Annotated in this window: 21 protein-coding genes and 1 rRNA gene; 17 read left to right on the top strand and 5 right to left on the bottom strand. The window is 67.8% G+C overall.

The genetic code is table 11. The features are described 5' to 3' along the window. From rrf to ehuA, 5 genes are all read left to right on the top strand, one after another. Positions 1-112: ribosomal RNA gene (gene rrf, locus G9373_RS10985) — 5S ribosomal RNA — on the top strand; the annotation flags it as partial. Positions 113-338: 226 nt separating this feature from the next. After that, positions 339-1223, top strand: a complete 885-nt coding sequence (gene ehuB, locus G9373_RS10980) for an ectoine/hydroxyectoine ABC transporter substrate-binding protein EhuB (protein ID WP_037206073.1) — start codon at positions 339-341, stop codon at positions 1221-1223. A 22-nt stretch (positions 1224-1245) separates the two neighbouring features. Further along, positions 1246-1977 (top strand): ectoine/hydroxyectoine ABC transporter permease subunit EhuC, encoded by a 732-nt coding sequence (gene ehuC, locus G9373_RS10975; RefSeq protein ID WP_167115113.1) that lies wholly within the window; start codon positions 1246-1248, stop codon positions 1975-1977. Beyond that, positions 1974-2618 (top strand): ectoine/hydroxyectoine ABC transporter permease subunit EhuD, encoded by a 645-nt coding sequence (gene ehuD, locus G9373_RS10970; protein ID WP_133985979.1) that lies wholly within the window; start codon positions 1974-1976, stop codon positions 2616-2618. The genes ehuC and ehuD overlap by 4 nt, the downstream gene beginning before the upstream one ends. Before the next feature lie 19 nt (positions 2619-2637). After that, positions 2638-3399: an ectoine/hydroxyectoine ABC transporter ATP-binding protein EhuA gene (gene ehuA / locus G9373_RS10965; protein ID WP_005262077.1), complete on the top strand. Its 762-nt coding sequence runs from the start codon at positions 2638-2640 to the stop codon at positions 3397-3399. Positions 3400-3406: 7 nt separating this feature from the next. On the opposite strand, the gene G9373_RS10960 is transcribed toward ehuA, so the two are convergent. Then, positions 3407-4411 carry a bile acid:sodium symporter family protein gene (locus tag G9373_RS10960; protein ID WP_005569253.1) on the bottom strand — a complete coding sequence of 335 codons (1005 nt, stop codon included), beginning with the start codon at positions 4409-4411 and terminating at the stop codon, positions 3407-3409. A gap of 83 nt (positions 4412-4494) precedes the next feature. Here G9373_RS10960 and G9373_RS10955 point away from each other — a divergent pair, with 83 nt between their 5' ends. Continuing rightward, the gene (locus G9373_RS10955; protein WP_005569252.1) at positions 4495-5355 is read left to right on the top strand and encodes a LysR family transcriptional regulator; all 861 of its coding nucleotides are present in this window, start codon (positions 4495-4497) and stop codon (positions 5353-5355) included. A 39-nt stretch (positions 5356-5394) separates the two neighbouring features. On the opposite strand, the gene G9373_RS10950 is transcribed toward G9373_RS10955, so the two are convergent. After that, positions 5395-6966: a hypothetical protein gene (locus tag G9373_RS10950; RefSeq protein WP_005569250.1), complete on the bottom strand. Its 1572-nt coding sequence runs from the start codon at positions 6964-6966 to the stop codon at positions 5395-5397. 315 nt (positions 6967-7281) lie between these two features. Here G9373_RS10950 and G9373_RS10945 point away from each other — a divergent pair, with 315 nt between their 5' ends. Next, positions 7282-8664, top strand: coding sequence for an MFS transporter (locus G9373_RS10945; RefSeq protein ID WP_005262081.1), 1383 nt, complete (start codon positions 7282-7284; stop codon positions 8662-8664). A gap of 3 nt (positions 8665-8667) precedes the next feature. On the opposite strand, the gene G9373_RS10940 is transcribed toward G9373_RS10945, so the two are convergent. Beyond that, positions 8668-10359, bottom strand: coding sequence for a helix-turn-helix domain-containing protein (locus G9373_RS10940; RefSeq protein WP_005262082.1), 1692 nt, complete (start codon positions 10357-10359; stop codon positions 8668-8670). A 180-nt stretch (positions 10360-10539) separates the two neighbouring features. On the opposite strand from G9373_RS10940, the gene G9373_RS10935 reads away from it, so the two are divergent. From G9373_RS10935 to G9373_RS10890, 10 genes are all read left to right on the top strand, one after another. Beyond that, the gene (locus G9373_RS10935) at positions 10540-10986 is read left to right on the top strand and encodes a heme-binding protein (RefSeq protein WP_167115111.1); all 447 of its coding nucleotides are present in this window, start codon (positions 10540-10542) and stop codon (positions 10984-10986) included. Between the two features lie 152 nt (positions 10987-11138). Then, on the top strand, positions 11139-11858 hold the full coding sequence (locus tag G9373_RS10930; protein ID WP_005245024.1) for an iron-containing redox enzyme family protein: 720 nt from the start codon (positions 11139-11141) through the stop codon (positions 11856-11858). Positions 11859-11926: 68 nt separating this feature from the next. After that, a complete protein-coding gene (locus G9373_RS10925) occupies positions 11927-12283 on the top strand; it encodes a Rieske (2Fe-2S) protein (protein ID WP_005245022.1) in 357 nt (118 codons plus the stop codon). A gap of 16 nt (positions 12284-12299) precedes the next feature. Continuing rightward, on the top strand, positions 12300-13538 hold the full coding sequence (locus tag G9373_RS10920) for an FAD-dependent oxidoreductase (RefSeq protein ID WP_167115108.1): 1239 nt from the start codon (positions 12300-12302) through the stop codon (positions 13536-13538). Then, positions 13535-14977 carry an aldehyde dehydrogenase family protein gene (locus G9373_RS10915; RefSeq protein ID WP_167115105.1) on the top strand — a complete coding sequence of 481 codons (1443 nt, stop codon included), beginning with the start codon at positions 13535-13537 and terminating at the stop codon, positions 14975-14977. The genes G9373_RS10920 and G9373_RS10915 overlap by 4 nt, the downstream gene beginning before the upstream one ends. Before the next feature lie 29 nt (positions 14978-15006). Then, a complete protein-coding gene (locus G9373_RS10910) occupies positions 15007-15369 on the top strand; it encodes a non-heme iron oxygenase ferredoxin subunit (RefSeq protein ID WP_005262088.1) in 363 nt (120 codons plus the stop codon). Continuing rightward, positions 15366-16958 (top strand): gamma-glutamyltransferase, encoded by a 1593-nt coding sequence (locus tag G9373_RS10905; protein WP_167115102.1) that lies wholly within the window; start codon positions 15366-15368, stop codon positions 16956-16958. Before G9373_RS10910 ends, G9373_RS10905 begins: the two co-directional genes overlap by 4 nt. Next, positions 16951-17391, top strand: coding sequence for a RidA family protein (locus G9373_RS10900; protein WP_005262091.1), 441 nt, complete (start codon positions 16951-16953; stop codon positions 17389-17391). The genes G9373_RS10905 and G9373_RS10900 overlap by 8 nt, the downstream gene beginning before the upstream one ends. 40 nt (positions 17392-17431) lie before the next feature. After that, a complete protein-coding gene (locus G9373_RS10895; RefSeq protein WP_005262092.1) occupies positions 17432-18079 on the top strand; it encodes a GntR family transcriptional regulator in 648 nt (215 codons plus the stop codon). Further along, a complete protein-coding gene (locus tag G9373_RS10890; protein WP_005570956.1) occupies positions 18076-19332 on the top strand; it encodes an MFS transporter in 1257 nt (418 codons plus the stop codon). The genes G9373_RS10895 and G9373_RS10890 overlap by 4 nt, the downstream gene beginning before the upstream one ends. A 7-nt stretch (positions 19333-19339) precedes the next feature. On the opposite strand, the gene G9373_RS10885 is transcribed toward G9373_RS10890, so the two are convergent. Both G9373_RS10885 and G9373_RS10880 read right to left on the bottom strand, forming a co-directional pair. Then, complete coding sequence (locus G9373_RS10885) at positions 19340-20656, bottom strand: M1 family metallopeptidase (RefSeq protein WP_169695416.1); 1317 nt, start codon at positions 20654-20656, stop codon at positions 19340-19342. Then, positions 20653-24543 (bottom strand): Pls/PosA family non-ribosomal peptide synthetase, encoded by a 3891-nt coding sequence (locus G9373_RS10880; protein WP_054248289.1) that lies wholly within the window; start codon positions 24541-24543, stop codon positions 20653-20655. The genes G9373_RS10885 and G9373_RS10880 overlap by 4 nt, the downstream gene beginning before the upstream one ends. Positions 24544-24563 lie beyond the last annotated feature (20 nt).

Raw genomic sequence — 24563 nt, 5'->3', positions numbered from 1 at the left:
CGGCCATAGCGGAGGGGAAACGCCCGGTCCCATTCCGAACCCGGAAGCTAAGCCCTCCAGCGCCGATGGTACTGCACCCGACAGGGTGTGGGAGAGTAGGACACCGCCGAACATCCGTTACCGAAAGCCCCCCAACCATGTTGGGGGGCTTTCGGCATTCCCGGAGACATTCGCCGACCGCCATTTGATAACGCTGCGGTAACGTCCCCCCGGTTCCCCTATGGTAGGTCCTTCGCCTGCGTAACGTGGCCCGGGCAGATCCGTTGGGGTCGTGCCGTGCGGTGCGCGTCCTCCCGGATCACCCGAGGTGACGAAGGGAATCTGTGGTGACGAGCACGATGTCGAAACAACGTCCGGCGGTCAGAGCGGCTGTCGCCTTCGCAGGCATGATGGTGGCTGCCGGCTCCCTGGCGGGGTGCACGAAGACCGACACGACCAGCGGCGGATCGCTCCTCCAGCAACTGCAGGACAGCGGAACGGTCACCGTCGGCTTCGCCGGCGAGGCGCCGTACAGCTTCGAGCAGGACGGCCAGTTGACCGGCGCCACCGTGGCCCTGCACCGCGAAATCTTCAAGAACCTGGGCATTGACAACGTCGAGGGCGTGAGCACCGACTTCGGAGCGCTCATACCCGGACTGCAGGCCCGCCGGTTCGACGTCGTCAGCGCGGGTATGTCGATCCTGCCGCAGCGGTGCGAGCAGGCGGCGTTCAGCGAGCCCGAGTTCAACTACACCACCGCGCTGATGGTGCCCAAGGGCAATCCCGCGAACCTCACCGACATGCAGTCGGTGCAGCAGAGCGGGGTGCGGATGGCCGCGATGACCGGGGCGATCGAATCGGACTATGCGCAGCAGCTCGGAATCGATGCAATGCAGGTGGCGTCGCCGCAGGATGGAATGGACGCCGTCGCCAACGGGCGAGCCGATGTCTTTGCGCTCACCGGGATCTCGCTGAACTGGCTGGCGAAAAACAACCCGCAGGCCCCGGTCGACGTGACCAGCTCCTTCGTCGCCGAGATCGACGGGGTCCCCCAGGTCGGTGCCGGCGGCACGGTCTTCCGTAAGGAGGACACCGAGTTGCGCGACGCCTACAACGCCGAGCTGGCCAAGATCACCTCCGACAAGGACAAGTACCTGTCCATCGTCGGACCGTTCGGATTCACCGCGGAGGAACTGCCCGATCCGAACCTGACCACCGCCAAACTCTGCGGCGGGGCAGGCTGATCGTCGTAGAGGTCTGCTGCCTGTGAACGAGAATATCGATGCCTTCCTGGATGCGTGGCCGAGCATCCAGGAAGGCATCGTCGTCACGCTCCAACTGACTGCGGGAGGCGCCCTCCTCGCGTTCGTCCTCGCGCTCGCGCTCGGACTGGCTGCGCGTGCGCACAACATCGTGATCAGGGGATCGGCTCGCGCCTTCATCGAATTCTTCCGGGGCACTTCGTTGTTGGTGCAGCTCTTCTGGTTGTTCTACGTGGTTCCGCTGTTCGGTTATCTCATCGACCCGGTGCTTTGCGGGATCCTCGCGCTCGGGCTGAATTACGGCGCCTACGGAGCCGAGGTGGTGCGCGGCGCGATCAACTCGGTGCCGCAATCGCAATGGGAGGCGGCGACGGCGCTGGACTTCAGTCACTGGCAGCGGCTGCGCCGGGTGGTCTTCCCACAGGCCTGGGCGGAGATGATTCCTCCGTTGACCAATCTCCTGATCCAACTCCTCAAGGGCACGGCGCTCGCGAGCTATATCCTTCTGCAGGACTTGACCTTCGAGATCGACCAACTCCGGCAGACGACCGGAAACACGCTCTTCGCGTTCGGCGTCGGACTCGTCATCTACTTCGTCATCGGCTACGTGCTGACACTGGTGATGAACGCGCTGGAGGTGCGGGCGAAGAATCGCCTCGGGACGGGACCGTCCCTACGGGAGATCTTCAGCCTCGCGCCCACCGATCCACGGGGACTGGAGGCCGCGAAGAAATGAGCGTCCAGTGGAGTTGGGATCGAGCGTTCGAGGCTCTGCCCGTGCTGCTCGAGGGTTTCAAGATCACCCTCATCGCCACCGTTCTCGGTTTCCTGATCTCTGTCGTTCTCGGTCTCGTCATCGCCTTGGTCCGGCAGGCCGCGCCGCGATGGGTGAGTGTTCCGGTCCGCGCGATCAGTGAATTCATCCGGCTGACGCCGCTCGTCGTGCAACTGCTGTTCGTGTACTACACGTTCACGGGACTGTCGCCGCTGCAGATCGGTGTCGTCGTACTCGGAATCCACTATTCGACGTATATGGCCGAGGTGTACCGTGCGGGTATCGAAGCGGTGCCCGTCGGCCAGTGGGAGGCCGCGCGGGCGTTGTCGATCGCGCCCACTCGGACGTGGCGGGCGATCATCCTGCCGCAGGCCATCCGTCGCGTCGTCCCCGCGCTGGGCAACTACGCGGTGTCGATGTTCAAGGACACCCCGTTCCTGTTCGCCATCACCGTGGTGGAGATGGTGACGGCCGCGCAGCAGTTCGGCGCCCGGCATTTCCAGTACCTCGAACCGTTGACCCTGGCGGGTGTGATCTTTCTCGTCGCCAGCTACCCGACGTCCCTGCTCATACGGCGATTGGAGAGACGTCTTGCCCGATGACGCGAGCGCAGCAACCCCGATGATCCGATTCGACGACGTCGTGAAGCAGTTCGGCGACCACGTCGTGCTCGACCACCTGGATTTCCAGGTCGCGCGCGGCGACCGGGTGACCCTGATCGGTCCGAGCGGATCGGGGAAGACGACGATCCTGCGGCTGCTCATGACCCTCGAGAAGGTGAACGACGGCGTCATCTGGGTGGACGGGACACCGTTGACGCACGAGGAGAAGGGAAGCAAACTCGTGCCGGCGTCGGAGAAGTACGTGCGCCGGATCCGACGCCGGATCGGCATGGTCTTCCAGCAGTTCAACCTGTTCCCCAACATGAACGTGATCGAGAACATCACCGAAGCGCCGATCCACGTTCTCGGACTCGACAAGGCCGCGGCCGTGCAGCGGGCTCGCGAGTTGCTGGAGACGGTCGGGCTCTCGGACAAGGAGACCGCGCATCCGACGCAACTGTCCGGTGGCCAGCAGCAGCGGGTCGCGATCGCGAGGGCACTGGCCATGGACCCCGACATTCTGCTGCTCGACGAGGTCACGTCGGCACTGGATCCGGAATTGGTGGCGGACGTCCTCGACGTGCTGAGGAACGTCGCGCGCACCACCGACATCACCATGCTGATCGTCACGCACGAGATGCAGTTCGCGCGGGACGTGTCGAACCGGGTGATGATGTTCGACGCCGGACGGATCGTGGAGGAAGGCGACCCGGCGACGATCTTCACCGCGCCCAAGAACGAGCGCACCAAGACCTTCCTGAAGGCCGTGCTGGCCGACTGATTCCCGGCTAGCTCGAACTGGTCGCGAGTTCCGTCTCCTCGGCTGCGGCGCGTCGGGCCAGCCGGCCCGCCATCCACGCGCACACCAGCAACTGCAGTTGGTGGAACAGCATGAGCGGCAGCACGATCAGGCCGATCGGCTGGCTCGCGAAGAGGACGGTGGCCATCGGAAGACCGGTGGCGAGGCTCTTCTTCGACCCGCAGAACGTGATCGTGATCTGATCGGCCCGGTCGAAACCGAGTCGCTTCGACCCGAACCAGGTGACGGACAGGACGATCGCGAGCAGCACCGCGCACACCGCGAGCAGAGCCAGGAGTCGGCCGACGGACAACGTGCCCCAGATTCCCTCGTTCATTCCCTCACTGAATGCGACGTAGACGACCAGCAGGATCGAACCCCGGTCGACGAGCTTGAGCGGTGCGCCGTGCTTCTTCACCCAGGGGCCGATCCACCGCCGCACTGCCTGGCCGGCGATGAACGGGAGCAGGAGCATGACGAGGATGCCGGTCGCGGAGGACGCGTCGAAGCCTGCCCCCTCACTCGTCATCAGCAATGCCACGAGGAGCGGGGTGACGAAGATGCCGAGGATGTTGGAGAACGAGGCGCTGACGATGGCGCCGGGCACGTTGCCTCGGGCGATCGACACGAAGGCGATCGACGACTGGACGGTTGACGGCAGCAGGCAGACGTAGAGGAGGCCCAGGTACAGCGGTTGGGTCAGGATCGTCGGGACCAGCACGCGCGCAGCGATTCCGAGTAGCGGGAAGATCACGAACGTCGCCGCGAGGATGGTGACGTGCAGACGCCAGTGACGCAGGCCGTGCAGCGCCTCCTGCGTGGAGAGTCGGGCGCCGTAGAGGAAGAACAGAATTCCGACGGCCACCTTCGTGGCCCAGGTGAACGCGGTCAGGGCCGTGCCGTCCGCGGGGATCAGGCTGGCGATCCCGACGGTGATCAGGATGCCGAGAATGAACGGATCGAGTCTTCTGAGCAGCGGGATCTTCGTCAGCATGGTTCGACCGTATGGAACACGCGGATATTTCGAAAGGCGATAGTCGCGTTTACTGTAATGCCGAACCGTGATAACAATGGGTGATGTTCGATCCGGTTCATCTGCGGAGCTTTCTCGCGGTCGCGCGCACCCGGAGTTTCACCGCCGCGGCCCGGCGACTGAACCTGCGGCAGTCGACGGTCAGCCAGCACGTCGGAAAGCTGGAGCTGGCAGCCGGGCGCCGCCTGTTTCTGCGGGACACGCATTCGGTCGAGCTGACCGCGGACGGCACGGTGATGGTGGGTTTCGCGACGTCGATACTCGAGCGGCACTCGGACGCCGAGCGCTACTTCACGCAATCCGGTCTGCGAGGACGCGTCCGGTTCGGGGCGTCCGAAGATCTGGTTCTGCACGAGCTTCCTCGGATTCTGGGCGAGTTCCGTCGCAGCCATCCGCTGGTGGATCTCGAACTCACGGTGGCCTTGAGCGAAGTGTTGTTCCGGCAACTGCACGAAGGCCGGCTGGACCTGGTCTTCGGGAAGCGTCGCAGAGGAGACCGGCACGGCGAACTGGTGTGGACCGACCGGCTGGCGTTCTTCGCGGCACCCGACTTCGTTCCGGATGCAGCGGGGCCGGTGCCGCTGGTGACGTATCCGCCGCCGTCGATCACGAGGGAAGCGGCGCTCGACGTCCTGGAGAAATCCGGGCGCGGCGCGCGGGTGGCCTGTGTGACGGACAGTTTGAACGGGTTGCGGGCTGCCTGTCTTGCGGGTCTCGGCGTCGTGTTCCATGCCGAGACGCTGCCGCCGGCGGGGCTGGCGCCGGTGCGGATGCGCTCGCGCGACGAATGGGGGCCCGACGTCGACGTCGAATTCGTGCTGGAGGCCCGCCGGAGTGTTCTCAGCGAACCGGAGCAGGCGCTGCGTGCCGCCATCCTCGAGAATGCGGATCGACTGCGCGCGTGACCTCGGCGGGGTAACCGCCCCACCGAGGCCGTCGAGCCGTCAGAAGATGAGCACGGACAGTGCGGTGGACAGCACCAGGCCGGACACCACGGGCACGAAACACTTCCGGGCGAGTTCGAGGACGGGCACACGGGCGAAGCCGGCCACCGCGATCAACGACGACCAGGCGACGAGCGTTCCGCCGCCGGACCAGATGTTCCCCATCTGACCGATCGCCGCCAGGGTTGCGGGGTCCATCCCGACAGCGGGCCCGAGCGCGCCCGCGAGCGAACCGGTGAGCGGCAGCCCGGTGAATCCGGAGCCCTCGAGGCCCGCGATCATTCCGATGGCGAGAATGCCGAACGACGTGACGAACACGTTCTGCGGCAGGTGGGACTGCGCGGCGTTCACCAGGTCGAAGAGCAGCGTCGGACCGGTCGCGTCCGCGGGAAGTCCCAGAATGGCGGCGGAGAAGTCACCGTTGCCGATGAAGAAGAATCCGGCGATCGGGATCACGATGCCCATGGCCTTGAACGCGAAGACCAGGCCGTCGATCAGATGCTCGGACGTCGTCTCGAGGAATCCCTTCTTGTCGTTGGTCGCGGCCGCGGCGAACAGGATGAGCGCGGCGATGCCGCCGACCATCGCCGCCGCGTCGCCGCCCTTGAGGTCGGGCACCAGATCGGTGAACTTGCCGACCATGAGGTAGACGATGAATGCCAGGTACGCGGTGGGCACGAGTACTGCGAAAGTCTTTGCGGCACGGATGCTCTTGAACGTGTCGTCGATGACCTGCCGGGCGGAAGCCGTGACGGGTTCGGCGAGGACGGCCGTCGTCGTCGGGAGAGCGGCACTCGTCGCCGCTTCGGCCGGTGCGCGATCGATCGCGCCGCCGGTGGGGGTCGCACCGCCCTCGGGGGCGTCGCCGCCTGGCTTGCCGAAGTCGCTCTCCGCGCGTGACTCCCAGTCGGTGAGCAGTTCCGGTGCGGGGCGGCGCATGTGCCTGCGCTGCGTGAAGTAGGCGATGAGGAGCGCGGTGAGACCGACGATCAGGGACATCACCAGGGCGCGGTCCGCGACGACGTCCGGATCGACTCCCGCCGACTTCGCCGACAGACCCGGCGCCACCTTGATGATGTAGTCGGACGACAGCGCCATGCCCTGCCCGCAGATCGCGATCGCCATGCCGACCGCCATCGGGGGAAGGCCGGCGCGGATGGCGACGGGGATGAGGACGGCTCCGATCAACGGAACCGCGGGGGTGGGCCAGAAGAACAGCGAGATCGTGTAGGTGACGACGGCCAGGACGATGAAGCTGCTGGTGCCGCCGCGCATGACGCGCCGGAACGGGGCGACCATCAACCGGTCGGCTCCCATCTGCCGGAGGGCGCCGAGCATCGCCGTCACCAACGAGATGATCAGGAAGATGTTGAACAGCTCGCGGGCGGCGACGAGGCTCGCGTTGAAAATCGACGCGAGACCGGTGACGAGGCTGTCGGAGAACACGAAGGCGGTCAGGAACGTGCCGATGACGGCGGGGACGACGATGTTCTTCCGCATGAGCATCGTCCCGAGGATGACGATGATTCCTCCGAGATACACCCAATGTGCGGCGGTGAGACTTACATCCACGGTGCGCCCCTTCGAAATAGGTACAGACTAGTGGCACTAGTCACAGTGCAGTGATACTGCGCGGGGCGTTTTCCAGGGTCAACGTCCAGAGTGCACATCGATAACCAGCGTATTTGTGCATTGTGCCCGGCATTTTTCGCCGGGATTGCTTGTTGTCACGCGCAAGTAAAGGAATGCTCGGCAGAGGCCATTTCACGGAATCCCGTGTTCATAATTAGGTTTGCCTAACCAAATTTGGGTGGGCGGAGTGCGGCAAGGGTTTCCGGCGAGAACTGGCAACGCCGGAACACGAATTCTCGGATGAAAGTGGACTCTATGAACACGGCGGTCGGTCAGGCTCAGAGTGCAACCGCGGGGGACGAACGCGGACCCGGCACGTCGCCCGCGCTGGCGGCGCTGCTCGCCGGAACGTTCGTCGGCACGGTCAGCAACAACATCGTCAACGTCCCGTTGAACGCGATCCTCACGGACTTCGATGCCGGCCTCGGCAGCGGCATCTTCGTCGTCGTCGGATTCCTCCTCACCTTCGCGGCGACAATGCCGCTGGCCGGGTGGATCGGGGACCGGTTCGGTCGCCGACGCGTGTACTGCGCCGCCCTGCTGGGAACCGCGGTCTGTTCGCTCGGCGCGGCGCTCGCGCCCTCCCTGCCCGTGCTCGTGATCTGGCGGTCGCTCGGCGGGATCGCCGCGGCGGCGTTCGCGCCTGCGGTCATGGGCCTGATCGCGTGGCTGTTCGGGCCCGCGCGGCGGGCGCGCGCCGTCGGCGCCTGGGCGGCGGTGAACGGGATCGGTCAGGCCGTCGGTCCGTCGATGGGCGGAATTGTCAGCGACTGGTGGGGCTGGCGGTGGGCTTTCGTGCCACTGGTGCCGGTCGCGCTGATCGGGTTCGCCGCAACCCTCCGCTACATCCCGCGCTACCCAGGCAAGAAGATGCGGCTCGACGTGATCGGGGCGTTCACCGTCACGCTCGGAGCGGTCCTGCTGATCCTCGGCCTCACGACCGTCTCGATGGAGCAGGTTCCCGTCTGGGTCAGCATCGCGACGATCGGCGGCGGAGCCGTCGTCGCGGCGGGGTTCGTGGTCCATTGCCGGCGGGCGGCGAACCCGTTCGTGCCCATCGACCTGGTGATCGAATCGCGGTTCCTGCGTAGCGCTCTCGCCGCCTTCACCCAGATGTTCGCGCTGGGCGCGCTGTTGCTTGCGCTTCCGCTCTACCTGACGGGCTCGGGCAGTTCCACCACACAGGCGGGGCTGATGCTCTTCGTGCTGCCGGTCGTCATGACGTGCGTGGCGCCGGTCGTCGGGCGTCTCGTCGACAGGATCGGGGCCCGGGTGGTGATGCGGTCCGGCCTGGTGGTGTTGATCAGTAGTCAAGTCGCACTGGCGATCACGTTGTCCGCCGATGTCCGGAACCCGATCGCCGTCGGCGCCGTGCTCGTCGTCGCCGGAGTGGGGATCGGCATGGTCCAGACGCCCGCCGCGGCCGGTTCGACCCGATCGCCCGCGGGGGCCGTCGGAACCGGTCTGGGACTGTTCAACCTCATCCGCTTCGGTGGCTCGGCGGTGGGCGCCGCCTGGGTGGGCGTGGCCGCGCACCTGGCGGCCGATCCGTACGGACTGCTGTTCGCCGTGGCGGCACTCGTCGTGCTCGCCGGACTGGCCGGGACGTTCGCAGGCGAGAACCCGGGGGCCGTCTGAGGGCTAGCGGGTCACGATCTCGTGGTTGACGGTGTCCTGCACCTGGGAGAGCAGATCGAGACGGAGAGCCAGCCACAGCGTGAACTGGTTCTCGGGTTCCCGGATGTCCATGCCGATGAGCCGTGACGTGCGATCGAGCTTGGCGATCATCGTGTTCCGGTGGATCCGGAGACGCCGCGCGGCCGCGTTGATGTTGCCGCCCTCCTCGAGGTAGGCGAACAGCAACTCCTCGGTGTCGGCCTGCGAACTCGACGCCCGGAGGGGGCCGAGAACGTCACGGATGAGCCGTCGGCTCTCGTCGGTGTCGGTCGCGCGGGCGAGCACACTGAACCCGCGCAGGTCGTTGTACGCCACCGAACCGGACAGCCCGAGCCGCTGGGCGATGCCCAGAGTGATGCGGGCTTCGCGGTAGCTTTCCCCGATATCGCGGGCGCCCGCCGCGGGACGTCCGTGGGCCACCGGGATCCGCTGACCCAAACGGGTTTCGAGATCGAGCGACATGGCGTGCGCGTACTCGCTGATCTCGGATTCGACGCCGGGTGTGTCGACGGAAGTCAACGAGCGGATCACCACGAGCACGTCGCCGATGACGGTGACGTGGGAACGTACGCCCGGACGTGGGAGGACGCCGGCGGCGTACCGTGCCAGCCGGACCATGCTCGCGCCGGGCCGTCCCGACGCCCGGTCGACGAGGCCGGGCGCGACGAACACGATGTAGTGCAGGTCCAGATCGATCTCGTGCAGCGCGGCCCGGGTGCGCAGGTCGTGGTCGTTGGCGAAGTTGCCGTGCACCAGAGCCTGGACGAAGTCGCCGCGGGCCCGCTCCTCGGCCTCGTCCACGCTCCGCTGCCGGAGCATCTCGGTGCCGATGATCGTCCCGGCCTGTTCGACGACCACCCGGTGCTGTGCGATGTCGTGCCTGCGGGGGTTCGCCCCGGGCACGACGACCACGATCCAGCCCTCGTAGCGGCCGGCCAGCTGCATGGCCCCGGCGACTGCCGTCGTGGGCGCGAACAGTCCGTCCGGATGCTCCAGGCGGAGCACGTGAACGTTGTGCATCCGTGCCGGTGGTGATTCCTCGAGCCGCGGCAGGGCGTCCGCGAGAGCCTCCAGCAGGGCGACGGTGCCCGTGTCCTCGGTGTCCGGGAGGCCCGCGTGGGCGAGGAGCCGCCCCCGGACGTCCAGGGCGACGGCGACGTCCGAGGTCAGCGTCGCCACCTCGCGGATCAGCATCGGCAGGCCCGCTCCGCGGTGCAGCAACCCTGCGAGCGACTGGTGCACCGTGAGGGCATAGCGCATCACGTGCGCTTCCTGGGTGAGTGCGCGCTCGGCGAGAAGCCGGTTGAGTGCGGTGAAACCGACGGGAAATCCCAGCTCCACGACCGTGAGTCCGGTCGGCCAGACCGTGCCCGCGGGCGCCGACCCGTCGACGAGAAGGACCCCGGCTCCCCGTGCCACCAACGATTCGAGTTCACGTCCGTGCGCGGACAGGGTTTCCGGCCGGGTGTACACAGCGACCTCGGCGAGGGAATCGGGCCGGCTCATCACCTCACCCCACGGCAGGCACCACGTCACCGGGCCGCTCGGGGCGTCCGTGCCGGACAGCAGCCGGGCCGACGCGAGCAGGGGCTCTTCCAGGAGGCCGCGTAACGACAGTCGTTCGTCCTCCGCGTTCGGTGTCGTGGTGTCGTCCACTACGGACCCTCCTCGGGTGGCATCGAAAAGTGCAGTATGGCGGAGCGCGCGCCTGCACTGCCTATGCACTATGCCCTGATTTCGCCGAGATTGCCGGATATTTTGACCATGGTTCCGCCGGTGATGCCGGTGATAGAAATCGGTGCATCACTTCCTCCCGAATACGCAACGGAGAAGACAATGCATCAGGTTCACCGAATCACCCTCGACGACGCACTCCCACTGCTCGCCGCGGGACGCGCGAAGGCCGAGGAAATCGGCGTCAAGCAGACCCTGTGCGTCTGCGACGACGGCGGCAACGTGCTCGCCCTGCACCGACTGCCGGGAGCGCGCCTCACCGGCGTCGACATCGCGATCGCCAAAGCGTTCACCGCTGCCGGCCACGAACGGGCAACGCACCTGTTCAACGAGGCTCCCGACGGTCCGGCATTGCCCGGGAACGAGGCATTCGGCATCAGCCAGATGCTGCCGGGCAAGTTCGCGGTGTTCGTCGGCGGATTTCCCCTCGTCTTCGACGGCCAGATCGTCGGCGGCATAGGCATCAGCGGCGGAAGCGGCAAGCAGGACAAGGCAGTCGGAGCGGCGATGCTGGCCGAGTTCGAAGCCCTCGCCGCAGTACCCAGCTGAATGGACACGATGTGCCGACAACGTGCACATCGAAACCCTTCCAACGCAGTCACTTCGACCGTGGTCGGGCAGGCCGTGAGTCGATAACGTCGAATTCACTCCAGTCGGAGCATCCCCAACCATTCTCATACTCGAGGAAGACGAGGCACATCATGACCGAACTTCTAGGCAGGGACGATTTCCGCGCAGCTCTGGAGAACGCCATCAAGGGCCGCGAGGCGAAGAACGCCTCGTTCAGCAAGGCGTGGGCCGAGGGCAAGCTCGAGAAGCACCATTTCGCGCGGTGGGCGGAGAACCACTACCACTACGTCGGCCCCTTCGCCGACTACCTCGCGAACATCTACTCGAACACCCCCGACACCTTCACCAATGCAAAGGATTTCACCCTCCAGAACATGTACGAGGAGGAACTGGCCGACATCCGGCACACCGACCTCCTCATCAAGTTCGCCGAGGCGTGCGGCACCACGAAGGAACGTGTCGAGGATCCGTCGAACATGAACGCGATCACCCGTGGTCTGCAGTCCTGGTGCTACGCGGTCTCGCAGCGTGAGCACTTCGTCGTGGCCACCGCCGCGCTCGTCGTCGGACTCGAGTCGCAGGTACCGAGCATCTACAAGAAGCAGATCATCCCTCTGCGTGAGGTGTATGGGTTCACCGAGGACGAGATCGAATTCTTCGACCTGCACATCACGTCGGACGTCGTGCACGGTGAGCGTGGATACCAGATCGTGCTCGACCACGCGGATACCCCGCAACTGCAGCAGCGTTGCCTGCAACTCGTGCAGTGGGGAGCCGAGATGCGCTTCTCGTACACGAAGGGACTCTACGACACGTACGTGGCGACCGACCTCGAGCTCGCGACCGCCTGACCGTGCGAAGGGAGGGGCCCACATCGGGCCCCTCCGGACGCAGGCAACTCGCCCGACAGGAGAGAACGATGGAGACGAACTGGACCCGGCTGGTCACCGTGCGTGAGCTCGGCCGTCGCCGGAAGCTTCGCGTCGAGGTCGGGGACACCGCGGTCGCCCTGTTCCAGGCCGACGACCGGATCTACGCCTTTCGTGATCTGTGCATCCATCAGGATCGGTCACTGGCGAAAGGCACCCTGCTGCACGGGCGGGTCATCTGCCCGGGCCACCAGTGGGCGTTCGACCTCGACACCGGCTACGAGGAAGACCAGGACCTGTGCCAGCCGACCTACGCGGTGAAGGTCGAGGACGACGTCGTCTACGTGGATCTCACCCGCAGCCCCGATTACGCCGAGACCGCGACTTCGCCCGCCGAAGTCGACTGAGAGAGCGAGTGACCCCATGACGTTGAACACCATCGTCACCATCGGCGCCGGTCAGACCGCTGCCGTCGCGGCGCGCACCCTGCGGCGCCGAGGGTTCGACGGCAGGATCCTCCTCGTCGGCGACGAGCCGCACGCGCCGTATCAGCGCCCACCACTGTCCAAGGAATTCCTTGCCGGGCAGGAGGATCGCGAGTCGTTGATGCTGCTTCCCGACGCGTGGCGAGAGAAACAGAACGTCGAACTCCTCACCGGCACGACGGTGACCCGGATCGACCCGAGCGGCGGATCGGTCGACCTGTCCGACGGGCGGAGCATCGCGGCCGATGCCGTGCTCGTCGCGACCGGCGGCAGACCGCGCACGATGCCGGTGAACGGGCCTGCGTCCGAACGGGTGCACTACCTGAGGACGATCGACGACGCCGAACGGCTCGCCGCCCACCTTCGTCCCGGCATCGGCCTGGTCCTGATCGGCGGAGGCTTCGTCGGACTCGAAATTGCCGCCACTGCAAAGGCTCTGGGAGCCGAGGTGACCGTTCTCGAGGCGGCCGCGGTGCCACTCGCTCGAATCCTCGGAGCCGAGATGGGCGACGTCTGCACGCGATTGCAGCGGGAGAACGGAGTCACCGTCCGCGCCGGCGTGCGGGTCGACACCGTGACGACCCGGCCGGACGGCGTGCTCATCGCCCTCCAGGGCGGCGAGGTGCTTCAGGCCGACGTCGTGGTGGTGGGCATCGGTATCGTCCCCAACGTCGAGGTCGCGCAGGCCTCCGGACTGGCCGTCGACGGCGGGATCCTCGTGGATGCACAGGGGCGGACATCGATTCCACACGTCTACGCCGCCGGCGACGTGGCAGCGCGATTCTCCGACGCGGCAGGCAGGCATGTTCGCGTCGAACACTTCGACAACGCGAGCAAGCAGGGGGCGGCGACCGCGAACCTCATGCTCGGACGCGTCGGGGTGGTGGACCCCGCGCACTGGTTCTGGTCCGACCAGTTCGGCAAGAACATCCAGTTCACCGGCACCGCCCGCTACACCGACCTGGTCTTCCGCGGCAGCGCCGACGACGGCGAGTTCACCGCCTTCTATCTGGACAGCGGGGTCGTGCGCGGCGCCTTCGCACTCGACCGCGGCGACGAGATCAGCGCCGCCAGAGAACTGATCGGCCGGTCGATCGCGCCGGGCCGGTTGGCGGATCAGGACGTCGACCTGTTCGACCTGATGGACGACGACGAGGAATTGGTGACGGTGTCATGATCGAGGGACTCAATCTCATTGACGGGCAGTGGGTCCCGTCGTTTTCCGGAGCGACGTTCGAGCGGCGCAATCCCGCGGATCACGACGACGTGATCGGCGTGTTCCCGGATTCGACCGAGGCGGACGTGGATGCCGCCGTCAGCGCGCTGGCCAAGGTGGCGCCGCAGTGGGCCGCGACGCCCCCGGAACGCCGCGCGGCGATCCTGGAGGCCGCGGCCGCACACCTCGAGGCGCGGGCAGGCGAACTCGTCGACGAACTCGTCCGCGAGGAGGGCAAGACCCTGGCCGAGGCGACCATGGAAGTCGGCCGCACACCGATGAACCTGCGCTTCTACGCCGGTGAAGCGCTCCGCACCACCGGCAGTACATACCCCACCCCGGGTGAGGGACTCGTCATCACCCTGCGCGAACCCGTCGGAATCGTCGGGGCGATCACCCCCTGGAACTTCCCGCTCAACATTCCGTCGCGCAAACTCGGACCGGCGCTGGCCGCAGGAAACGTCGTGGTGTTCAAACCGTCCGAACTCACGCCGCTGATGGGACAGCGACTGGTCGAGGCGCTGCTGGCCGGGGGACTTCCGGCCGGTGCCCTCGCCCTGGTCCAGGGTTCCGGTCGTGCCGGTGCCGCGGTCGCGGCGGACGAACGCGTCGATGCCGTGACGTTCACGGGATCCACTCACGTGGGCCGTGCGATCCATGCGGCAGTGGGTCCGTCTCGCCGCAGTCAGCTCGAGATGGGCGGCAAGAACCCTGTGGTGGTCCTGGGCGACGCCGACGTGGACAAGGCGGCCGCACTGATCGTCAAGGGCGCCTTCGGCTTGTCCGGGCAGGCGTGCACGGGCACCAGCCGGGTGATCGCGGTGGACGCGATCCACGACCGGTTGCTGGACCGCGTGGTGGAACTCGCCGAAGGGATCACCGTCGGCCCGGGCGCAGACCCGGGTGTGGGCATGGGGGCTCTCGCGAGCGCGGGACAGCTCTCGAAGTTCCTCGAGTACGTGCAGATCGGCCGCGACGAAGGCGCCGAACTGATCTGTGGCGGAGTAAGTCTCGACAGTGGGAACGGTTATTTCGCCGTCCCGACCGTGTTCGCCGGTGGCAGCCCCGACATGCGGGTGGTCACGGAAGAAGTGTTCGGGCCACTGCTGGTCTTCCTGCGGGCCTCCGGCTTCGACGAGGCGGTCGCACTCGCGAACGACACCGAATTCGGGCTCAGCGCGGGAATCGTCACCAACGACGTGACCAAGGCACTCGCGTTCGCGGGCCGTTCCGAATCGGGTCTGGTGAAGATCAATCAGCCCACCACCGGCATGAGCATGAACGCGCCGTTCGGTGGTTACAAGGCGTCGAGCACGCAAACCCACAAGGAACAGGCGGGCGAGTCGATGATGCAGTTCTATCAAGCCGAAAAGACCGTCTACGTCAGCCCTTCGGTCTGAGACCTACCTGTCGACAGAGGGAGAAGACCATGGAATTCACTCGCGTTGCGCGCTCCGGACAGGTTTCCGAAGGCATCGTGCGCCGCTTCTTCGCCGGCGACCACGAATTCGCCGTGGCCCGCCTGAACGGGAAGGCCTACGCAACCTCCAACTACTGCACGCACCTGGACTGCCTGCTCTCGTCCGGGAAACTCGTCGACGACGGCATCGGATGCTCCTGCCACGGAAGCGTATTCGATCTGGAGACCGGGGAACCCGTGTGCCCACCGGCGACGGTGGCGATCAAGACCTACCCGGTCGAGGAACGTGACGGCGAGATCTTCGTCGGCATCGACCCCGACGACACCAGTTCCATCCCGCGCCGGCGGGCCGCGCGGGGGTGCATGAAGTGAACCCTCGACCGTCCACCCTCTCCGCCGACGGCATGGTCTCGTCCAGTCATCCCGCGGCGAGCACGGTAGGTGCCCGCGTACTGGCCGACGGAGGCAACGCCATCGACGCGACGCTGGCCATGGCCGCGATGACCTGGCTGACGTTGCCGGGGCAATGCGGGATCGGCGGTGACGCGTTCGCCGTCGTCCGCGAACCGGACGGATCGGTGTGGACGGTCGGGGGCAGCGGCTTCGGACCCGACGGCGGTGACGTGGACTTCTACACCGAACGTGGGCTGCGGTCGATTCCCCTCGACGGGGCACTGGCGGTGGCGGTTCCCGGGGCGCCGGCCGCCCTCGGCGCGTTGCACGCGGGTGGCGCCACGCGCTCGCTGACGGACCTCTGGGCGCCGGCGGTGCGCGCAGCGGAGAAGGGGCTTCCCTGCTCGGCCAAGACTCGCGACGACGTGCGAGAAGCGCAGACCGCGATCGCCGCCGACCCCGGACTGCGTGCGGTGTATCTCCCGGGCGGACGGTTGCCGCAGGTCGGGGAGCTGCTGCCGCAGCGCGACCTCGCCCGGTCCATTCGTGCGCTCGCGCGCGACGTGCACGGTTTCTACACCGGTTCGTTCGCGCGGCAGGCTGTCGAGGCGCTCCGCGCCGGTGGGGCGCCGTTCGGCGGGGACGAGTGGGCGGCAGGCGCCGACGTGCGACCGGAGGCCGCGATCAGCGGAAACTACGCCGGTGCTGTCGTTCACCAGACACCCCTGCCCACCCCCGGATGGATGGTGCTCCAGCAGGCGGCGCTGAACGACGGCGTCGTCGGCTTCTCCCCGTGGCTCACCGCTCCGGCCATCGATCGCATGGCGAGAGCAGCCCGTCTGGCCTTCGAGGATCGGTTCGCGACGTGCGGTGCCGGCAACGACGGGTGGAAGGACGTGCTCGAGCCGGCCGCGATCGGAGCGGCGAGGGACCGGCTGGACGGCCGCCGGGCGTCGTCCGGCGCCTTCAGCGTCAGCGCCGGAGACACCACCTCGACCGTCGCGGTGGACTGCGACGGACGCGCCGTCAGCTTCATCCACTCGCTCGCCTTCACGTTCGGCGCCAAGATGACCGTCCCCGGCACCGGAGTGGTGCTGAACAACCGATACGGCCGCGGCGCCTATCTGATCCCGGGGCATCCCAACGCCGCGGCGCCGCGGCGTAAACCGCTGCACACCCTCAACGCGTGGGTGATCACCGATACGTCCGGGAATCTCCTGCACGTCGGAAACACCCCGGGCGGGGACGGGCAGGTGCAATGGAACATGCAACTGATCTCGCACCTGCTCGATCACGGGCTCGACCCCGCGGAGGCCGTCGCGGCACCCCGCTTCACCGTCTTCCCCGGCAGTGACGCCGATGTGGTCGGTCGCCCGGCGGAACTGCGCTGCGAGTCCCGCATTCCGGAGGAGGTGCGCACCGAGTTGGAGCGCCTGGGTCACGACGTCGCACTGCAGGGTCCGTGGGCCGCCGGTGGAAGCGCGCAGATCATCACCCTCGACGCAGCGCGCGGCCTGCTGTCCGGCGCCGCCGACCCCCGCCAGGAAGGAATAGCACTTGGTGTCTGAGCAGGAATCCCTCGCCGCCGCCCCACGACCACAGGGCCGCTACATTCCCGCCGTCGTGCACGACGGGATCGCGTACAGCGCCGGCATGACGCCACGCCGCGACGGGGTGCTGACGGTTACCGGCATCGTCGGACGGGACCTGGACATCCCGCGGGCCCGGGAGGCGGCCGGGGTCGCGGCGAGAAACGCGATCGCCGCCGTCGCCGCGGCTGTCGGCGGAACGGCGGCCATCTCCCGGTGTCTGCGCATGAGCGTCTTCGTCGCGTGTACCCCGGACTTCCGCGAACTGTCCGCGGTGGCCGACGGCGCGTCCGACGTGCTGGTCGAATGCCTGGGACTCGACGCGCTGCCGGTGCGCAGCGCGATCGGCGTGTACGCCCTGCCGTCCGGCGCCCCCGTGGAGATAGAGCTCACAGTGGCTGTCCGCGCATAGACCCGCACCCGGCTCCGGAGTATAAATACATCTTGTGTCTATGTTGTATTCCGCCGCGGAGCAGGCCTATCGCGAGGTCAAGGAGCTCATCCTGTCGGGCGGTCTGCCCGGCGGTGAGCTGATCAGCGAGGGCGAGATCGCCGGACGCATGGGGCTCAGCCGTACCCCGGTGCGCGAAGCCTTTCTCCGGCTCGAGTCCGAGGGCTGGATGCGGCTGTACCCGAAGCGGGGCGCGCTCATCGTGCCCGTCGCGGACGGCGAGGCGGAACACGTGGTCGACGCCCGCCAGCTCGTCGAGACGCACAGCGTCCGGGTGCTGGCCGACCAGCCCCACGCCCGCGAACTCCTCGTCGCCCGCCTGCGCGAGAACCTCGTGGAGCAGCGGGAGATCGCCGAGCGCGGCGACGTCGCCGCCTTCAGCGCCGCCGACGCCGACTTCCATCGGATGATCGTCGAGGCGGGCGAGAATCCGCTGCTCGCGACGTTCTACTCCAGCATCCGCGAGCGTCAGCGCCGCATGACGGCACACTCGATCACCCGTGACCCGGGACAGCTGCCCAGGATCATCGCCGACCACGAGCAGCTGACCGAACTCGTCGAGGCGGGTGACGCCGCCGGGTTCGACGCCGCGGTGCTCGTCCACATGCGCCAGGTCCACGCCCTCAACCCGAGAGGAGTTGCGCGATGACCGTCGTCCGCGAATCCCCGATGGAGGTGCCCGAGGCCCTCGCGTCGCCGCGCGCGTGGCTGCTGGTGGCCGCGACCATGTTCGCGGTCGCGTGGGGCGGCAACGAATTCACGCCGCTGCTCGGCATGTACCGCGCCGATCACGGCTTCTCGCCGGTCACGGTCGATCTGTTCCTGTTCGCCTACGTTGTCGGGATCGTGCCCGCCCTGCTCCTCGGCGGGCCACTCTCCGACCGGCTGGGACGGCGGCCGATCCTGCTCCCGGCACCGTTCCTGACGATCGCCGGTTCCACGCTCCTGGCCCTCGGCGCCGATTCCGCGGCGATGATCATCGTCGGCCGCGTCCTGTGCGGGGTCGCGCTCGGCCTCGGCATGGCCGTCGGCGGCAGCTGGGTGAAGGAACTGTCCTCCGCGCCGTGGGATCCCGCGGCGACGGACGGTGCCGGTGCGCGACGGGCAGCGATGAGCTTGACCGGCGGATTCGGCCTCGGCGCGGGCGTCGCCGGCGTCCTCGCGCAGTGGGCGCCACTGCCGAGTGTCCTGTCCTACGTCGTGCACAGCGCGATCGCCGTCGCCGCTGCCGTCGCCCTGTGGCGGGCCCCGGAGACCCGGGCGGCCCAGCCGGTCTCCGAACGTGTCTCGCTCGCCCGCGACCTCGCGATCCCGTCCGCCGCCCACAAGCGATTCCTGTTCGTGATCGCACCGCTCGCCCCGTGGGTGTTCGGTACGGCGGCCGCCGCCTACGCGGTGCTGCCGTCGCTGATGTCCGGGAACACCGGTGGGCTGCCGCTCGCGTTCTCGGCGCTCATGTGCATGGTCGGCCTCGGGGCGGGATTCGCGATCCAGGCACTCGGCCGCAAGATCGACACCCCCCGCAACGCGCGTGCCGTCGTGGTGTCACTCGTCGTCGTCCTCGCCGGAATGGGCGTCGCCGCCATCGCCGCGTCGGCGCTGACCGTTCCGCTCGCGCTCGCCGCCGCCGTCGTGCTCGGCTGCGGATACGGCATGGCCATGGTGTCGGGACTGCAGGAGATTCAGCGGATCGCGGGACCGGACGACCTGGCCGGCTTGACCGCCGTCTTCTACTCGCTCACGTACCTGGGATTCGGGACGCCCGCCGTGATGGCCTACCTGTCCGAGACGTTCCCGGCGGTGACGTACCCGAGAATGTTCGTCTTCGGCGCGGTCGCGGCCGCGGGCTGTCTCGCGCTCGCCCTCACGAAGTGGCGCGCGCACCTGCCGCACCCGGAGTGAGCGCAGCTCACATCGGCGGCAGGGTCTTCTCGCCGAGCCAGGAATCCCACAGCCGGCGCAGCGGCTCGTCGGTGTAGTGGGTGGCCAGGTCGGTGAACTGCTCGCTCGTGACGGTGGAGTGGCGATGGGCCAGCGTCCACTGCCGCAGCAACCCGAAGAACTTGTCGTCGCCGAGCCGGCGTCGCAAGGCGTGGAGTGTGAGAGCGCCGCGCTTGTAGACGCGGTCGTCGAACATCAGCTGCGGTCCCGGATCGGCGATCACCAGATCCTGTGGTTTGCGGGCCAGGCCCTGATGCGCCTGCAGGGCGAGCTGATGCGCGGAATGTCCACCGGAATTCTCCGACCAGATCCACTCCGCGTAACAGGCGAAGCCTTCGTGCAGCCAGATGTCGCGCCACTGGCCGAGCGTCAGGCTGTTGCCGAACCACTGATGGGCCAGTTCGTGCGCCACCAGACGTTCGGACCAGCGCCGGCCGGTGCAATGGTTGGCGCCGAAAATCGACAGTCCCTGCGCCTCGAGCGGGATCTCCAACTCGTCGTCCGTCACGACCACCGTGTAATCCGCGAACGGGTAGGGGCCGAACAACCGGGAGAACACGTCCATCATCTGAGGCTGCCGGCCGAAGTCCACGTCGAACGTCGGACGCAGCCGCGGCGGGTGGACGGCGAACATGGGCACACCGCCGGAACCGAGGCTCCGGCGTTCGTACGGTCCGATCTGGATGGTGGCCAGGTAGCTCGCCATCGGCTCGGTCTGCTCGTACACCCACGTCGTCTGGCTGGCCCGGGTCTGCTTGCTGACCAGCGCACCGTTGGCCACCGTGAAATACGGCGAATCGGTCGTGATCGCGATGCGGTAACTCGCCTTCGAACTCGGGTGGTCGTCGCACGGGAACCAGGACGCCGCCCCGTTGGGCTGACTGGCGACGAGCGCGCCCTCGGACAGCTCCTCCCAGCCGACCTCACCCCACACACTGCGGATCGGTTTCGGCGAACCCCCGTATTGGACGGTGAGCACGAGGGCGCCGCCCGCGGGGATCGCCTGCGCGGGCGTGACGATCAGCTTGCCGTTCCGGTGCAACCACTTCGTGTTGCGGGAACCGTTGGCCGCGACCTTCGTGACGTGCAGGTTGGACGCCAGATCCAGGGCGAACCGGGAGCGGGCCTCCGTGGTGACCGCGGTGATCGTGGCCTTGCCTGCCAGCCGGTTGCTGTGAACCTTGTAGGTGAGGTCGAGTTCGTACCGGGACACCCGGTATCCGCGGTTTCCGTTCTGGGGGAGGTACGGGTCGACCGGCTCGTCGATCCCCTTGTCGGACTTCACGTGGCCGCCCAGGGGGCGATCGGGTTTCCCTGCCACCGCGTGGACGGCGGCACGGTGTCGCCGCGCATGACGAGTGAGGCCGGGCCGACCGTGGCGCCTTCGCCGATCCGGGCGGCGGGCAACGCGACACAGTGCGGGCCGAGGGTGGCGCCGGCTCCGAGGATGACGGTGTCCATGGACATGATCCGATCATGGAACAGGTGAGTCTGCACGACACACCCCCGTTCCACAGTCGCGCCGTCGCCCAGCGTCACGAGATCCGCCTCGGGGAGCCAATAGGTTTCACACCACACACCCTTGCCGATGGTGGCTCCGAGACCCCGCAACCAGACGTTGAGGACGGCGGTGCCCGTGGCGGCACGGGCGAACCAGGGTGCGGCGACGGTCTCCACGAAGGCGTCTGACACCTCGTTCCGCCACACGAACGAACTCCACAGCGGGTGTTCGATCTTCCCGATCCGACCCACCACCAGCCACTTCGCGATCACGGAGATCAGCCCGGCGACCGCGCCCGCGACGAGGAGGACGACACCGCTGGCCAGCGCTGCGAGCCAGAAGCCGATGTGGTGAGCCATCACCTGCAGCGCGAACAGCACACCGAGGCCGATTCCGAACGTCACCGTCACCGGGATGAGGCGGCACGTCTCCACGACCGCGCGGGCGATCTTGAGCCGGACCGGGGGACGGAACGTGCGGGAGGCGTCGGTGTCGCCGGGCGCCCTGCGGAGACGGACCGGGGGACTGCCCAGCCAGGAGGAACCGGATTTCGCCTTCGACGGCGTGGCCGAGAGCACAGCGACGAGACCGTTCTTGGGCACGCGCCGACCCGGACCGGTCATCCCGGAGTTGCCGAGGAAGGCGCGCTTGCCGACCTTCGCGTGTTCGATGTGCATCCAGCCGCCGCCGAGTTCGTAACTCGCGATCATCGTGTCGTCGGCGAGGAATGCGCCATCCGCCACGGTGGTGAACTTCGGCAGCATGAGGACGGTCGACGCTTCGACGTTCTTGCCGATCCGGGCGCCGAGCAACCGCAGCCATCCCGGCGTCAGGAGGCTCGCATACAGCGGGAACAGGAACGTGCGGGCGGAGTCCATGAGTCGTTCGGTGGCCCACACCTGCCAGCCGATGCGACTGCGGACCGGGTGGTAGCCCTCACGCAGCCCGATGGACAGCAGCCGGACGGACACGACCGTGAGGAGGGCGAATACGGCGAGGCTGACGAGCGTCGCGACGGGAAGGACCACCAGCGACTGGAGTACGGCGGATCCGATCGTGCCGGCGTCGCGGATCCACCAGCCGATGACCAGGATGCCGGCGACGAGGGCGAAGATCGGCAGTCCGGCGATGAGCATCGACGTCACGCCGAACGCGGGAACCCAGTACGCGGCGCGGCGCGGGGTCTCCTCGGGCCACGGGTGGACGGCCTTGCCGACCTTGACCGCCGGTGAACCGGCCCAGTGCTGATTGGCCTTGACGCGTCCGAACACGGCGGAACCTGCCTCGACTTCGGCGTTTCGCCCGATGGTGGCGCCGGGAATCAGCGTGGACCGGGCGCCCACCGACGCACCCGGACCGATCTTGATCGCACCGATGTGGACGACGTCGCCGTCCACCCAGTGCCCGGACAGGTCGACCTCGGGTTCGATGGAGCAACCGTCGCCGAGCTCGAGCATGCCGGTGACCGGCGGCAGCGTGTGCAGGTCTACGCCCTTGCCGACCGTGGCGCCGAGCGCCCGCGCGTAGTAGAGCATCCACGGCGCGCCCGACAGGTTCGCGGCGCCGCTGGCCTCGGTCAGGCGCAGCGCCACCCACAGTCGCAGGTGTTCGCTGCCGCCTCGGGGATACGTTCCCGGCTCGAGTCCGCGCAGCAGGATCCGTGAGCCGATCACGGAGATCGCCATCCGGCCGACCGGGCTGATGAACGCGAAGAACGCGAGCAGAATCCACCACCACGACACCGTGGGCGCCCACGACACCGTCGTGAACCACGAGAAGGCGTTGTTCGCGATGGCCAGCCACGTGACCCACTGCAGGCCAGTGAGCGTGGTGAGCGGAACCGTGGCCGCGATCTGCGCGAGCTGGCTCCGACGCGGAGTCGGTGTGACGATGCGGGGTTCGGCGGCGTCGATCGGCGCCAGCTCGTCGAGGTATTCCGCGAGCGAACCGAGCCGCGGATGGTCGTAGAGTTGCGCGACCGTCACTTCGGGGAACCGTTCGCGCAGCGCCGTGACCAGCTGGGCTGCCGAGAGGGATCCGCCGCCGAGCTCGAAGAAGTCGTCGTCGGGGCCCGTGATCTCGGCGCCGAGAATCGCCGTCCACAGCCCCGCGACCCAGGCCTGCGTGCCTTCGAGACCCAGTTTCTCCGCGGCGTCGTCGATACCTGGCGGGGGCCAGGGCAGGGCGTTCCGGTCGACCTTGCCGGACGTGCGGGTGGGCAGTTCGTCGACCAGGACCAACCGGGGGACCAGCGCCGCCGGCAGTTGCTCGGTGAGCGCGGTGTGCGCCGCCTTGAGGTCGAAGTCGGGGTTGGTGCTGACCAGGTAGCCGACGAGGATCTGGTGACCGGCTCCGGTCCTGCGCACGGCCGCGGCGGCGCCGCTGACGCCGGGAAGGTTCTGCAGGGCGTTGTCGACCTCGCCCAGTTCGATCCGCCTGCCGCCCAGCTTCACCTGATCGTCCGCGCGACCCTGGAACAGCAGTCCGCGTCGGTCGAGGCGGACGAGGTCGCCACTGCGGTACGCGCGATCCCAGCCGAGGGTCGGCATCGGTGCGTACTTCTCGGCGTCCTTCTGCGGGTCGAGGTACCGGGCCAGACCGACACCGCCGATGACCAGTTCGCCCACGTCGCCCTCGGGGACGGGTTCACCGGTTGCGTCGACCACCGCGAGGTCCCAGCCGTCGAGCGGGAGGCCGATACTGACCGGACTCTTGCCGTCCATCAGGGCGCCGCACGCCACGACGGTCGCCTCGGTGGGCCCGTACGTGTTCCATACCTCGCGTCCGTCGACGGCGAGACGCTCCGCCAGTTCGGGTGGGCAGGCCTCGCCGCCGAAGATCAGCAGGCGCACGGCCTCGAGGGCCTCGGCGGGCCACAGCGACGCGAGGGTCGGCACCGTCGAGACGATGCTGACATCGCGCGCGACGAGCCACGGGCCGAGGTCCATGCCGCTGCGCACCAGGGACCGGGGCGCGGGAACGAGGCAGGCGCCGTGACGCCACGCGAGCCACATCTCCTCGCAGGACGCGTCGAACGCGACCGACAGTCCGGCCAGCACCCGATCGCCGGGCCGGATCGGGTCTTCCTGAAGGAACATCCGGGCTTCGGCATCCACGAACGCCGCCGCATTGCGATGGTTCACCGCGACACCCTTGGGGGTGCCGGTGGAACCGGAGGTGAAGATGATCCAGGCGTCATCGTCGACGGTCGGCGGACGGGCGCTCGGCGACTCGGCCCTGTCGGGGGCGGTACCCGCGGTGATCCCGGTGCCGGTCATCACGCACCGGACCTGCGCCTCGCCGAACACGAGTTCGGCGCGTTCCTCGGGGTCGTCCGCGTCGACCGGCACGTAGGCGGCGCCGACGGCGAGCGTCGCGAGGATCGCGACGTAGAGCGAGCAGGATCCGGATGGCATTCGGATTCCGACGCGATCGCCGGCCCCGACTCCTGATTCGGCCAGGACCTCCGCGGTCTGCCGGATCTCCTCGAGCAGTTCCTGGTAGGTGAGCGACGTCGAGCCGTCGTCGATCGCCGGGGCTTCGGGGTTCGCCTCGGCCGTCGCGAACAGGATGTCGACGAGAGTGCGCGGCGCCGGTGCGAATTCACGGCGGAGGAATTCCCGGGGTATACGGAGCGACAGGTCCGAATCCGTCGGCGACTGGAGAGACAATCCAGAATTCCTTCTCTGAG

The organism is Rhodococcus sp. A14 (assembly GCF_011603105.1).
Lineage (GTDB): Bacteria > Actinomycetota > Actinomycetes > Mycobacteriales > Mycobacteriaceae > Rhodococcus_F > Rhodococcus_F opacus.
This window is presented reverse-complemented; position numbering and strand designations above follow the sequence as displayed.

Excerpts from the sequence above, each read along its gene's own strand:
- G9373_RS10915 (WP_167115105.1), top strand. The coding sequence starts at position 13,535 with ATGATCGAGGGACTCAATCTCATTGACGGGCAGTGGGTCCCGTCGTTT.
- ehuB (WP_037206073.1), top strand. The coding sequence starts at position 339 with ATGTCGAAACAACGTCCGGCGGTCAGAGCGGCTGTCGCCTTCGCAGGC.
- G9373_RS10925 (WP_005245022.1), top strand. The coding sequence starts at position 11,927 with ATGGAGACGAACTGGACCCGGCTGGTCACCGTGCGTGAGCTCGGCCGT.
- G9373_RS10955 (WP_005569252.1), top strand. The coding sequence starts at position 4,495 with ATGTTCGATCCGGTTCATCTGCGGAGCTTTCTCGCGGTCGCGCGCACC.
- G9373_RS10935 (WP_167115111.1), top strand. The coding sequence starts at position 10,540 with ATGCATCAGGTTCACCGAATCACCCTCGACGACGCACTCCCACTGCTC.
- G9373_RS10920 (WP_167115108.1), top strand. The coding sequence starts at position 12,300 with ATGACGTTGAACACCATCGTCACCATCGGCGCCGGTCAGACCGCTGCC.
- G9373_RS10895 (WP_005262092.1), top strand. The coding sequence starts at position 17,432 with ATGTTGTATTCCGCCGCGGAGCAGGCCTATCGCGAGGTCAAGGAGCTC.
- ehuA (WP_005262077.1), top strand. The coding sequence starts at position 2,638 with ATGATCCGATTCGACGACGTCGTGAAGCAGTTCGGCGACCACGTCGTG.
- G9373_RS10890 (WP_005570956.1), top strand. The coding sequence starts at position 18,076 with ATGACCGTCGTCCGCGAATCCCCGATGGAGGTGCCCGAGGCCCTCGCG.
- G9373_RS10960 (WP_005569253.1), bottom strand. The coding sequence starts at position 4,411 with ATGCTGACGAAGATCCCGCTGCTCAGAAGACTCGATCCGTTCATTCTC.
- G9373_RS10930 (WP_005245024.1), top strand. The coding sequence starts at position 11,139 with ATGACCGAACTTCTAGGCAGGGACGATTTCCGCGCAGCTCTGGAGAAC.
- ehuD (WP_133985979.1), top strand. The coding sequence starts at position 1,974 with ATGAGCGTCCAGTGGAGTTGGGATCGAGCGTTCGAGGCTCTGCCCGTG.
- G9373_RS10945 (WP_005262081.1), top strand. The coding sequence starts at position 7,282 with ATGAACACGGCGGTCGGTCAGGCTCAGAGTGCAACCGCGGGGGACGAA.
- G9373_RS10910 (WP_005262088.1), top strand. The coding sequence starts at position 15,007 with ATGGAATTCACTCGCGTTGCGCGCTCCGGACAGGTTTCCGAAGGCATC.